Origin of the sequence: Lentzea kristufekii (genome assembly GCF_033949925.1) — a bacterium.
GTDB classification, from domain to species: Bacteria; Actinomycetota; Actinomycetes; order Mycobacteriales; family Pseudonocardiaceae; genus Lentzea; species Lentzea kristufekii.
In genome coordinates, this window is sequence record NZ_JAXAVV010000014.1 from 62,512 (window position 1) to 75,146 (window position 12,635).

At 72.0% G+C, this 12,635-nt stretch carries 7 protein-coding genes; 5 read left to right on the top strand and 2 right to left on the bottom strand.

The annotated features are described in order from the left end of the window. Positions 1-97: 97 nt before the first annotated feature. From SK571_RS27135 to SK571_RS27155, 5 genes are all read left to right on the top strand, one after another. On the top strand, positions 98-4,810 hold the full coding sequence (locus SK571_RS27135; protein ID WP_319986913.1) for a phage tail protein: 4,713 nt from the start codon (positions 98-100) through the stop codon (positions 4,808-4,810). After that, complete coding sequence (locus SK571_RS27140; RefSeq protein ID WP_319986914.1) at positions 4,779-5,237, top strand: antitoxin YezG family protein; 459 nt, start codon at positions 4,779-4,781, stop codon at positions 5,235-5,237. The genes SK571_RS27135 and SK571_RS27140 overlap by 32 nt, the downstream gene beginning before the upstream one ends. A gap of 205 nt (positions 5,238-5,442) precedes the next feature. Then, positions 5,443-5,880 carry a hypothetical protein gene (locus tag SK571_RS27145; protein ID WP_319986915.1) on the top strand — a complete coding sequence of 146 codons (438 nt, stop codon included), beginning with the start codon at positions 5,443-5,445 and terminating at the stop codon, positions 5,878-5,880. A 65-nt stretch (positions 5,881-5,945) separates the two neighbouring features. Further along, positions 5,946-7,379, top strand: coding sequence for a WGR domain-containing protein (locus SK571_RS27150; protein ID WP_319986916.1), 1,434 nt, complete (start codon positions 5,946-5,948; stop codon positions 7,377-7,379). 249 nt (positions 7,380-7,628) lie between these two features. Continuing rightward, on the top strand, positions 7,629-8,432 hold the full coding sequence (locus SK571_RS27155) for a metallophosphoesterase (protein WP_319986917.1): 804 nt from the start codon (positions 7,629-7,631) through the stop codon (positions 8,430-8,432). Here the strand turns inward: SK571_RS27155 and SK571_RS27160 are convergent. Together SK571_RS27160 and SK571_RS27165 are read right to left on the bottom strand one after the other, a co-directional pair. Further along, the gene (locus tag SK571_RS27160; protein ID WP_319986918.1) at positions 8,422-11,088 is read right to left on the bottom strand and encodes an AfsR/SARP family transcriptional regulator; all 2,667 of its coding nucleotides are present in this window, start codon (positions 11,086-11,088) and stop codon (positions 8,422-8,424) included. The two genes, SK571_RS27155 and SK571_RS27160, sit on opposite strands and share 11 nt — an antisense overlap. An 84-nt stretch (positions 11,089-11,172) precedes the next feature. Beyond that, positions 11,173-12,615 carry an IucA/IucC family protein gene (locus tag SK571_RS27165; protein WP_319986919.1) on the bottom strand — a complete coding sequence of 481 codons (1,443 nt, stop codon included), beginning with the start codon at positions 12,613-12,615 and terminating at the stop codon, positions 11,173-11,175. Positions 12,616-12,635: the final 20 nt, after the last annotated feature.

Sequence of the window (12,635 nt, forward strand, 5' to 3'; positions counted from 1 at the left end):
AGCGCGTCCGGCGCTGCGTCATCCTGGGGAACGACCGCGTTTCGGGGGAAGGACGGCACGTGCCGGAGGACATCACCAAGATCATCGGAGGCGAGTGATGTCGAATCCTCTGGTGGTCAAGCCAGACGCCGAGCCGTCGGGGTTCATGAACGCCGGGACGGGCGACAACGGCTGGGCGACGGGCATCTCCATCGCCGAGTCCGCGATGGACACGTTCAACGGCATCAAGGACGGCAACTGGGTCGAGGGCGGCCTGGGCATGGTGGGCCTCGTCGCGGACGCCGCGTCGATGGCGATCGACCCGTTCGGCACCCTGCTGTCCTCGGCGGCGTCGTTCCTGATGGAACACATGCAGCCGTTGAAGGAGGCGCTCGACTGGCTGGCGGGCGACCCGCCGGTGATCGAGTCGTACTCGGCCACGTGGAGCAAGGTCGCCGAGGAGCTCGGCAAGATCGCGCAGGACTACCAGCAGGCCGTGCAGGGCACCGCCGAGTGGCAGGGACCCGCCGCGGACGCGTACCGGGCCGCCGCGGGCGCCCAGGGCGACGCGATCACCGGTGCCGCGTCCGCCGCCGGTTCCGTCGGCACCGTCGTCGGCATCATGGGCATGGTCGTCGCCTTCGTGCGCGAGATGGTGCGCGACCTGATCGCCGACCTGGTCGGGAAGCTGATCACGTGGGTGCTCGAGGCCGTGTTCACGCTCGGGTTCGGCACGCCGGTGATCGTGGCGCAGGCCGTCACCGCGATCTCGAAGTGGGCCACCCGCATCGGTGAGCTCATCCAGAAGCTCATCAAGACCATCAAGAAGGTCTCGCCGCTGCTCGGCAAGATCGTCGAGATCTTCACGAAGATCATGAAGGTCGTCGGCAAGCTGGTCGGCAAGGTCACCGGCCTGGACGTGATCTCGACCAAGTCCATCAAGCCCGGCGGGCTGTTCCACCGCACCGACGCCCCGGACCTCCCGAACGCCGGCGGCACGCACACCAGCGGCTCGCCGACCACCTCTTCCCCTGACGCGCCAACGACTTCGTCGCCTTCCGCGCCGCCGAGCCCGTCGCCGTCCTCACCGTCCTCTCCGGACGGTCCGAGCCCTGCTCCTCCTTCGCCTTCACCGAGTTCGCCGTCGGCTTCCGCGCCTTCGCCGGGTGGACCTTCGTCCTCTCCGAACGCGCCTTCGTCATCCCCGAACGCGCCGTCGCCGAACGGACCCACGTCCTCACCGAACGCGCCTTCGTCATCCCCGAACGCGCCGTCGCCGAACGGACCCACGTCCTCACCGAACGGGCCTTCGTCCTCGCCGGGACCGGACGGCCCCAGCACGTCGAACACCCCGTCACCGGGTTCGCAGGGGTCGCCGTCGGGCGGCCCGTCTCCGTCAGGTGGCCCGGCGGGCCCGAGCACGAACGGACCGACGTCGTCCCCCGACGCACCGGCGGCCCTGCCGCGCAACACCGGCCAGACCACTCAGGCCGGCGTCGCGGCACCGGAAGCACCGTCGCAGCACGCCCCGTCCGCACCACGGGACGGCGGACCGCCGTCAGGCTCCACGACCACTCCGCAGCAGGGTCCGATGGGCGGCCCCGCGGGTGGTCCCGCCGGAGGTCCCGCGGGTGGTGCGCCGACAGGAGGCGGCCCACGTCCGGGTTCCGGCGGAGGCTGGACCGGCACGCCGGGCGCACGCGGTGACCTGGGCTCGGGCATGCCTTCGCAGCGCACCCCGGACATGTCCCCGTCGTCGGCAAGGCCGTCGGCTCCCTCGCAGCCGGGCTTCGGCCCGTCCGCGCCGCACAGTCCGAGCGCACCGCACTCCCCCACCGCACCGCACGCAGGCACGCCGAACGCACCTCACGGCGCGCCGAGCCCGAACGGCGGTCCCAGCGCGCCCCACACCCCCAACGGGCCCACGGGACCAAACTCGCCATACGGCGGCCCAGGTGCACCGCACAGCCCGAGCGCACCGTCGGGACCAAACTCGCCGTACGGCGGTCCAGGTGCGCCTCACAGTCTCAACGCACCGTCAGCACCGCACGGCGGTCCCGGCACACCGCACAGCCCCAACGGACCATCTGGCCCCGGCGGCCCAGGTACACCGCACAGCCCCAACGCACCGTCGGCACCACACGGTGGTCCCGGCGCACCTCATACGCCCAACGCGCCATCCGCACCACATGGCGGCCCCAACGCACCTCACAGCCCCAACGGGCCCTCGGGTCCCGGCGGCCCTGGTGCGCCACACAGCCCCAACGCACCGTCAGCACCGCACGGTGGCCCCAACGCACCGCACAGCCCCAACGGGCCCTCGGGTCCCGGCGGCCCCGGTGCGCCGCATTCGCCTGACGGGTCGCACGGTGGTCCTGGGACCACGTCGCCGTCGGCGCGGACGGACGCACCGACCCGTCCGCAGGGAACCACCTCGCCGACTCACGCGGACGCCCCACATGCCGGGCCGAGTGGTCCTGCCAGCCCGCACACACCGCAGCAGCCCGGCTTCGGGCCTGCTCCGGGTGGTCCTGGGGCACCGCACACCGGTGGCCCCGGCCCGCACACGCCCGGCGGTCACGGCCCCGGCGGCCATCCCGGCGGGCCGAGCAGGCCGGACTCGCCCGCGCCGCACCAGCGTCCGGACGCCACCCGGCCCGACGCCACCCGACCCGACGGCGCCCGCCCGCGCGGTGCCGACGGTCCCGTCACGCACCCCGGCCAGCGTCCCGACGCTCCCGGTCAGCCGCACAACCGTCCCGACGGCTCACGACCCGACACGTCACGTCCGGACGGCACTCGGGCTGACGGCACCCGACCGGACGGCGCCCGGCCCGACAGCAACCGTCCGGACAACTCGCGGCCCGACAACAACCGTCCGGACGGCACCCGTCCCGACAACACGCGGCCCGACGGCAACCGGCCGGACACCAACCGGCCCGACAGCAGCAGGCCGGACAGCACGCGGCCCGACAACAACCGTCCTGACAGCAACCGTCCGGACGGCACCAGGCCCGACGCCGCGCGACCGGACGGTCCCAGTAACCCGCGACCGGACGGTGCCGGTAACGGTCCCGGCAGCCCGCACCGCGACACCGACGGCCCCGGCCACCACAACGACGCCGACAACCGGCCCGACAGCGACGCGCCGCAGTCCCACGCGGAAGAGCGGCCCTCGCCGGAGCAGGCGCACGAGCGGCACGCCGAGCAGACTCCTGCCGGTGTGTCCCACCACGGTGGCGACCCCGACATGGGCGACCTCCCCCACCGGGTGCCGGACGACCCGCGGTTCTTCACGGCCGACGTGCACGTCACGCCGGACGGCCGGGCTCGCGTCGGCGGGCACGACTACACGCCCGCCGAGTACGCGGACATGTTGCGGCGCAGCGGTTACGACGGCAGCAGGCCCGTCCGGCTGATCGGGTGCGACGCGGGCAGCAACGACTTCGCGCAGCAACTCTCCCGGCACCTCGACGCGCCGGTCGTGGCTCCCACCAAGCCCGCGTGGACGGACAGCAGCGGCCGGGTCTTCACCAGTGACCCCGAGATCTCGCCCGACGGCACGCGCTCGCCCCGGATCCCGCCCAACGGCGAGTGGGAGACGCACCACCCGGACGGTTCCAGGACCAGGGCGAGCGACGACGGTTACGCGCCCGGCAGCGATCGGGACACCGACGGCGCCGACGCCGTGGACCGCGGGGACGGCGCGCAGGGCAACGACCCGGACGCCGATCCCGAGTACACGCCGCCGCCGAAGGACCGGATCATCCCGGCGGACGACCCGGCGTTCAACGAGCGGTTCGTCGACTTCGACCGGCCCACGCACCAGCCGGTCGACCCGAACAACCCGGACGCTCCGCGGCAGCCGCTCAACCGGCACGACGAGATCCAGGCGCCGCACCGCGACCGCGAGACCGTGCCGGACGGCAACACCCAGCCCGACCGGCTCCAGCCGATCGAGAACCCCGACCCGGTGCCGGTGCCGCTGCGGGACCACCAGCCGTTGCAGCCGTGGACCGAGTACCCGGTGGCCAACCAGAACGGCACGCGCACGACGTTCATCACCGACGGCGACGGCAACGTCAAGTGGGTCGAGGCCACGCCAGGCCGCCAGGACATGGCGGTCGACGGCAAGGGCAAGTGGTCCGGGTTCAACCCCGACCTCAGCCACCCGTTGCTGCCGGACGCCAAGTACCAGGTGCCGAACTACCACAACAACGACAAGATGCTGGCCTTCCACACGGACCAGCACGGTCAGACCGACTCGATGACCGGCGACGTCGAGGCGGGCGGCCAGACCAAGAACTACCGCGACGACGACAGCGGAAAGGGTGCCCAGCAGCGCGCCTACCAGGAAGGCGAGGCCGCGTACCCGAGCAACCCGCCGGACCGCACGCTCACCGACCAGGAGATCGAGAACTCGCGCGTCAAGTGGGCGGGTGGCCACCTGCTGGCCAACGAGCTCGGCGGCTTCGGCGAGTACCTCAACATGCACGGGCAGATGGCGGGGTCCAACTCCGGCAACGCCAAGGACGGCTGGTTCCACGAGCCGTCGTGGCGCAACAAGGAGACGGAGCTCGTCGAGTTCTCGAAGCCGGCGCACCAGGACATCCAGAACTACCAGGTGCGTGCGACCCGCGAGGCGGACGGCGTGCCGTCCGAGGTGACCATGCGCTGGCAGGAGGTCACGTACGCGCGCAACGCGGACGGTACCGTCCAGCTCGGCCCGGACAACAAGCCGGTCGTGGAGAACGTGGTGACCAAGGAGCGCGTCTTCCCGAACCGGCCGGAGGTGAACTATGGACCCCAGGACCGGTACAAGGGTCGCTGAGATCTGCGCGCTGCTGGAGGCGGGTGCCCCGGTCGGGTGGAACCGTGTCACCCTGGACGTCTGGGCGAACGTCATGGCGTACGAGCTCGCCACGTCCGCACAGGACGCGCAGGGCCGGTTCGCGGGCGAGGTGCGGCTGGCGGAGATCACCGACCAGCTGCAGGAGCTCCGCGAGCAGATGTACGAGGAGGACCGCGGCACGTGGCTGTCGGCGCGGTTCGTGCTGCGCCGCGACGCCGAGCCCGAGGTGACGTTCAACTACGACGAGGACCCGCGGTGGTCGCCCGAGCTGCACCCGATGATGTTCGTGCGCGACCTGGAGGCGTTCCCGCGCTCCGACGAGCACCTGCGGGGCTGGCTGCGCGAGACCGTCGAACGCGGGCTGGAACTGCAGCGCGCACACGAGGCGAGCCTGGCCGATCAGTAGGCTGGCCAGGCCCCACCTCGATCCAGTGCCGCGACCGGCAGCCTTCGCCGCGTCTTCGACGCTCAGCAGGGCGCCTCGCGGCACCGGCCCCACGCCCACAGCCGACCAGGATGAGGACGCGGGGCCGGCACCACGAATCACCCGTCTGACCGCCGAACACGGGGCAAAGGCCGCCGGTCGCGGCACTAGGAGAAAGCGAACAACCATGGCGAACTGGCCGGCGCTCAGCCCGATCGAGCAGCAGGAGAAGCTCGCGGAGATCACCCAGGAGATCCTGCCGACCCTGCCGCAGGGGTGGTCGCGCCTGGTGCTGCGCGCCAAGATGATCGGCCCGCACAGCGAGGCCGACACGGGTGTGAAGATGGCGGACGGAAGTGTCCGCGGCTGGTCGTTCCCGCCGGAGGTGTGGCGGAAGTTCCAGCAGCTGCGCAAGGGCATGTACTCCGAGGGGCTCGGTTCGTGGATCGAGTTCGAGTACATCTTGGACCCTCCGGGCACGTTCTCCATCCGCTACAACCGCGACGAGGCACCGAAGTTCGACGCCGCGCCGTCCCCGGAGAACTTCGCCACCGAGCAGAAGTGGTTCCCGCGCAACGACGAGCAGATGCCGGACTGGTTCCGCAACGGGCTCGCGAACGCCTGACACCAGGAATTGTCAGACCCCCTTGCTACGGTCGTTTTCAGCTGATCAACGCGAGGGGGAAGACCGTGGCTGCTGCCACCACGTACCTGGAGCTGTCCGAGGCGAGCGGAAGCGCGCACAAGTTCTACGAGGTCGTCGTCGACGGCACGAAGGTGAGCATCACGTTCGGCCGCATCGGCGAGCGGGGCTCGACGCGCGAGTCCACGTTCGCCGACGAGGCCAAGGCGGTGAGCGCGGCCGAGAAGAAGATCGGTGAGAAGGTCCGCAAGGGCTACGCGCCGGCGGTCAAGGGCCAGCGGCAGCGGCGGGCGATCACCCGGCGCGAGATCACCAGCGTGCAGTCCAGCGCGCGGCAAGCCCCTGTGCTGTGGCGGTTCCACTCCGGTGCGCCCGCGTTCGGCATCTTCATCGGCGAGGACGAGGCCTGGGTCGGCAACGAGCGCGGCGACGTCTTCACGCTCGCGCACGACGGCCGGGTCACCGGGCGCTACGGCTTACCGGACGGCGTGAAGTGCATCGTCGCCGACGACTTCTGGATCTACGCGGGCTGTGACGACGGGCGCGTGTACGACCTGGGCGGCAAGGTTCCGCGCGTCGCGTACGAGATCGCCAACGACGTCGACATCTACTGGCTCGACATCGACGACGGCGTGCTCGGTGTGTCGGACCGGCAGGGCGGCATCACGATCGTCGACCACGAGGACGAGTTCCAGTGGTCGCGCCGCAGCGCGGGCGACAGCGCGTGGATGGTGCGGTGTGCGCCGGAGGGCGCGTTCCACGGGCATTCCCGGGGCGTCACGCACTACGCGGCGCGCACCGGCGATCCCGTGTGGCACGCCGAGACGACGGGCGCGGTGCTGTTCGGCTGGCAGGAGCCGGCCGAGGTGTTCGCGGGCACCAGCCGCGGGTGGGTGCACCGGTTGTCGCGCGCCACCGGGGCCGAGACCGCTCGCTACCGTTGTGACGCGGCGGTTTTCTCGTGCGCCACCTCGCCGGGCGGCGACTACGTGTTCGCCGGCGACAACCACTCGTCGGTGTACTGCTTCGCGGCCGACGGCACGCGCCTGTGGAAGCTGGCCACGGGCTGCGGTTCCGCGTTCTCCATGCAGTACCGCGACGAGCGCCTCTACATCGTCACGACGGACGGCTCGCTGGCGTGCATCGACGCCAGCCCGGCGGCGATCCACGCGGCGGAGCAGGGCGAACTGCCGCAGCGCAGCGACATCAAGGCCGACCACTGGCAGCGCGTCGAGGCGACGGCCGAGGTGGAAACCGTGGTGGCCAGCGCCATTCCGGCCGGTGGCGTGGTCGTGGAGTGCGTGCAGGAGGGTGGCCGGATGCGCGTCCACGTGATCTCCGACGGCTACGACCGCTCCCGCGCCGTGCAGTTCCCGAAGGACATCCGGGTGCCCGGTGCGCGGTACCTGGTGACCGAGATCCACACCTCGGCGAGCGGCGGCTTCTACCGGGCGAGGGGAGAGATCAAGCGCCTTCTCTGACCGGCCGGAGTTCGCCAGGTGGTGCGCTGGTGGCCGAGATCGCGGAATGCCGTGCCCATCACGGCTTCCTGCTGCCCACGAACCGGCAGTGGCACGTCGTGGTCGTGCGCAACCGTTCCGCAGCACGGTGGCCCTTCGCCCACGCGGGCCACGAGCGCCACGGTCGGTCCGCGTCCCCTCAGGCAGGTCGGCCCCCACCTCACCTGCATCCGCGGAGGTAGCGTGGATGCAGGTGAGGTGGGGGTGGGCATGGCCAGGATTGCCGGCATCGGTGACGTCGGCGGGCACGCGGACCAGTTGCGGCAGGCACTGCGGGAACTCGGGGCCGGCCTGGTCGTGATCCAGGTCGGCGACCTGGTGGATCGCGGACCGGACAGCCGCGGGGTGCTCGACGTGGTCGCCGAGCGGCTCGGCCCGGGCTGGGTGCAGCTGGTGGGCAACCACGAGGCCCAGTACCTGCCCGGCCGCGAGGTGTTCTGGCCCGAACCCCTGCCACCGCAGGGAGTCGAGACGGTGCGCACGTGGTGGGCGGACGGGCGGATGCAGGTCGCCGTGGCCATCACGGCGGGCGGCGACGAGTTCCTGCTCACCCACGCGGGGTTGACGCTCGCCGCGTGGCAGCGGCTGGGCGAACCCGCCACCGCCACAGCTGCGGCGGATCTGCTCAACGAACGGCCCGACCTGATCTGGCGCACGGGTGCGCACGGCCGTGATCCGGAAACGGGGCCGTTGTGGGCGGAGTCCGGGGCCGCGTTGCACGAGCCGTGGATGCGGTACGGGGGCATCGTCCCGTTCGGGCAGATCCACGGCCACTCCTCGGTCGTGCACTTCGGCGACCAGAGGTGGACGTGTGACGGGCGGATCCGGCAGCGCGCCACCGTCGACTGGCAGGCGCGGCACGTGCGGGTGCGGGTCGGCGGGCGCATGTTCGTCGGCGTCGATCCCGGCCACGGCCGCGAGGGCGCCAGTGCGTGGCAGCCGTTGGTCTTCGACGACGCCGTGGTGCAAGCGGCACCGGCGAGGCCTGAGTTCGCCACGACCTTCACCGGGTGAGAAGTCGTTGTACGCGTTCGGTTTCGTCCTCCATGCCCCGCTGGAGGTAGATGCCGAGCGCCTCCCGCCACACGGCCTCGGCACGTGAGTGCCGGCCCAGTGCCACGAGCGTGTGGCCCATGCGTTCGAGGCCGTCCGCGAGTCCGTGCAGGTGCCCCAGTTCCCGCACCAAGGCGATGGCTTGTTCGTAGTGCTCAACGGATTCCTCGTAACAGCCGCTTTCGTGCGCGACGAATCCGAGACACGCGAGCATGGTCGCCTCTCCCGTGCGGTACCCCTGCTCGCGGTGCATGGCGAGCGCGACGCGGCTGAAGCTCCTGGCCTCGTCGAGCCTTCCGAGGAACGCCGTGAGCCAGCTCATCTGAGCGAGTGTGCGGGCCTCCCACTCCCGCGCCCCCATCACGCGGTAGATCGCGAGCGCGCGGCGGGCGTGCTTGAACGCCTGCCGCGCGTCCTTCGTGGCCCAGGCGACGCCCAGCGAGTAGTGGACTCCGGCCAGGTGAACGGGTCCGGCCAAGGCCAGCGCGCGGTGGAGGTGTTCGACGGCGGTCTCGTGGTGCCCCAGGACGACGTGGGCGGTGCCGGTCATGTGTTCGGTGCTCGCGAGAACGGCCGTGTCCCGCAGGTGCCCGGCGGCTTCGGCGGCGATCCGCCACATCGCGAGCCGGGCGCGCACGAGGCCTCGCCGCACCATGAACGTGGTCGCGTTCCACGCCAGCAGCCAGGCGACGGCGTGGTTGCGCTGGTCGAGCGCGGACTGCTGGGCGGCGACCAGGCACGCGAACTCGGCCTCGAACCACTCCTGCGCCGCCTGGTCGTCCGGCACCGGGTCCACGTGCACGTCGCTCACGACGTGGTCGATCGGCGGCGGGAAGCGGAGCCGGTCCATGGTCCGGTCCGCCGCCCGCGAGGCTTCGAGGTAGTGGCCGAGCACCCGCCGCGTCGCCTCCTCCCGCACCGGGCCCGGCAGGTCCTGGGCGACCGCGGCGGCGTAGGCGCGGACCAGGCCGTGCATCCGCCATCGGCCCGGAACGTCCTGGCACAGCAGGGAAGCCTCCTCCAACGCCCGCAGCACCTGTCTGGCCTGCGCCCGTGCGACGCCTAGAAGGCAGGCCGCGGCGGCCAGGCCGATGTCCGGACCCGGAGCGATGCCCAGCAGGGCGAACGCGTCGCGCTGCCGCGGGCACAGGGCGCGCAACGACCACGACAGCACGGCGGGCAGGCTGGCGGAGGGCTCCTCGTTGTCGAGCACGTCGATGACGGTGTCGCGCAGTTCGGCGGCGAGGACGGCCAGCGGCAGGCCCCGGCGGATCTGGGCGTGGGCGATGACGATGCTCAGTGCCAGCGGGAACCCGCCGCACATCGCGATCAGCTGGTCGGCCGCCTGCGGTTCGGCCTCCAGACGACCGGCGCCGAGCCGGCCGGTGAGCAGCGCGCGGGCGTCGGCGTCGGTGAGCTCGGTCAGCACCACGTGCTCGGCCGCGTGCCGGGTGACCAGGCCGGGCAACCGGTTGCGGCTCGTGACGAGCACGGTGCACAGCTCGGAGCCGGGCAGCAGCGGCACGACCTGGTCGGTGCTCGCCGCGTTGTCGAGCACCAGCACCATCCGCCTGCCCGCGACCAGCGAGCGGAACAACGCCGAGCGGGCCTGGACGTCGGCGGGGATGCGGCCCGGTTCGACGGCCAGCGCGTGCAGCAGCCCTCCCAGCGCCTCGCCGGCGTCCATCGGCTCCTCGGCCCGGGAGAAACCGCGCAGGTCGATGAACAGCTGGCCGTCGGCGAACCGGCCGGCGTTGCGGTGCGCCCAGCGCAACGCGAGGCTGGTCTTGCCGATGCCACCGGTGCCCGCGATCGCCGAGATGAGCACGGTGCCGGCGACGGCGGTGTCGAGGCGGCCCAGTTCCTCCTCCCGGCCGACGAACGTGCTGGGTTCCGAAGGCAGCTGCCGCGGCACCACCGGGAGCGGCGGTGCCGCGGTGAGCCGGGGATCGGCGGCGAGGATCCGCTGGTGCAGCTCGCGCAACGCGGCCGAGGGCTCGGCGCCCAGCTCCGCCCGCAGCCGCTCACGGATCTGCCGGTAGTGCTCCAGCGCGTCGATGCCGCGCCCGGCCCGGTGCAGTGCCAGCAGGTACTGGCGCGCCACTCGTTCGTTCAGCGGGTGGCACGCGACCCGTGCGGCCAGCTCAGCCACCAGCTCCGCTCCCCCACCGGCCGCCAGCCGCGCGTCGACCAGCTCGTGCGAGGCCGCCAGCCGTTCCTGTTCCAGCCGGTCGCGTTCCTCGCGCGCCCACTCGCCGTCGAGGCCGGTCAGCGCCTCCGCCCGCCACAACGCCAGCGCCTCGGTCAGCAACCCGGCCGCGTCCCCGGCCCGGGCCCGCGCGCGCAGGTCGTGGAACTTCAGCAGGTCGATCTCGTCACCGAGCAGGACGTACCCGCCCGACCGGTGCTCGATCGCCAGCCCGCCGATCGCGGCCACCGCCCGGCGCAGGCGTGACACGTAGCTGTGCAGGGTCGTGCGCGCCCGCGGCGCCGCGTCGGCACCCCAGACCCGGTCGACCAGCCGGTCGACCGGCACGATCTTGCCGGCGTCGACCGCGAGCGCGGCGAGGACGCACCGCTGCCTGGGCGCGCCCAGGTCCACCGCTCCCGCACTCACTTCTCCCAGAAGACACAGCACGGAACCTTCACGCGGCAGCGGGCGTCCAGGTTGCCGTGCGGGTGGAAGTCCCGCCGATGATCGTCACGGTGCTCGGTACAACGGGTTCGGGCAGTCGACGTACCGGCTCGCCGCACCCTCCGCGCGCGTCCAGCGCAGCAGCAGGTTCGCCTTGGCAGGCACGAACCGGTTGTCCAGCAACGACATCACCTGTTCACATCCGTGATCCCTCGCGTACGCGACGAAGACAGACCGCGCCTGCGCCCACACGTCCAGGCCGGGGTGCCGGTCCAGCACCGCGCCCGCGATCTCGATCAGGTGGTTGACGACGAGGCAGTACCGCAGCCGCTCCCAGCCCTTCGCCTCGGACACTCCCCGCGACCCGTCCGATCCGTCCATTGAGGACAGCAGCCCGGCGTGACGGGGCAGCAGCCTCATGCCTTCGGGATCGCGGTAGATCGCCTGGACCGGCATGCCCTCGGCGTCGACGCCCACCACGACGTTCTGCAGGTGGCACTCCATCACGACACCGTGTGCGAAGAACGCGTGCAGCACAGGAGGAACGACCACCGAGACGTACTGGCGGAACCACCGCAGCGCACTGTCGGGGTCCAAGCCGTCCAGGGGACTGCCCTCGAAGCCCTCGCTGATCCCGGCCGCCAGCAACGGGGTCACGCCGGGAAGCGCGTGCTGCCGGATGCCGTCACGCACCACGACCGCCAGGCCCTCGAAGGAGTCCGGTGACGTCCGGTAGCCGCGGTCGATCAGGAAGGCCGCGCCGGGGAAGACCGAGGCGATGTCCGCGAACACCGGCTTCAACAGGCCCGCGAGCGGCGGGATCCACCGCAGGTCGTGCGCCCACAACCGGCGCACGTCGTTGGTGATCCGCACGTCGAGGCTGAACTTGTAGAACAGGTCGGCCGCCGGGTCGTAGACCGTGCGCACCGAGGACGTCGGCCACACCTCGGGCCCGGACACCGGACCTTCCAGCCCCAGCAACGAAAGCTGCCACGGATGTGCCGGGAGGACCCCGGCGGGCAACGGCACCTCGCCGTCGTCGACGAACGAGCCTTCCAGGTGTGCCAACGAGAAGCTCGCGTGCACTTCGGGCGAGTACGGCAGCCATTGCGACGCGGGCAGGCCGCCGCGGCCCTTCGGCGCGGGGTGGTAGCGGTGCCCGGCGACCAACGCCTGCTCGGAGCGCCGGTAGAGATCGGCGGGCGGAGCGGTGCGGGCGTCGAGCACGGCGGCGATGGCCGACCGCGACCCCGCGATCTCGTCCAGGAACCCGACCGGCGGGTCACCGAGCTCCTTCGTGACGAGCACAGCGAGTTCGTGCCACGACAACGGCTGCCACGAACCGGTGAACACCTCGGGGTCCGACAGCCAGCGCCCCTCCCGCGCACGCAGCAGGGTGCCGGTGCGGGGCAGCCGGAGCGTGCCGTCCGCCCACTCCCCCACCTCGCGGCGCAGGCAGTTCAGCAGCGCCGTCGAGGTGATGCCGTCGGGATCAGTGCTCGATTCCACCGGTGTCCGCTTCCCTCCGG

What these genes read in the sequence shown, in the direction of transcription:
- SK571_RS27135 (WP_319986913.1), top strand. Translation starts at nt 98, where the DNA reads ATGTCGAATCCTCTGGTGGTCAAGCCAGACGCCGAGCCGTCGGGGTTC.
- SK571_RS27140 (WP_319986914.1), top strand. Translation starts at nt 4,779, where the DNA reads ATGGACCCCAGGACCGGTACAAGGGTCGCTGAGATCTGCGCGCTGCTG.
- SK571_RS27145 (WP_319986915.1), top strand. Translation starts at nt 5,443, where the DNA reads ATGGCGAACTGGCCGGCGCTCAGCCCGATCGAGCAGCAGGAGAAGCTC.
- SK571_RS27155 (WP_319986917.1), top strand. Translation starts at nt 7,629, where the DNA reads ATGGCCAGGATTGCCGGCATCGGTGACGTCGGCGGGCACGCGGACCAG.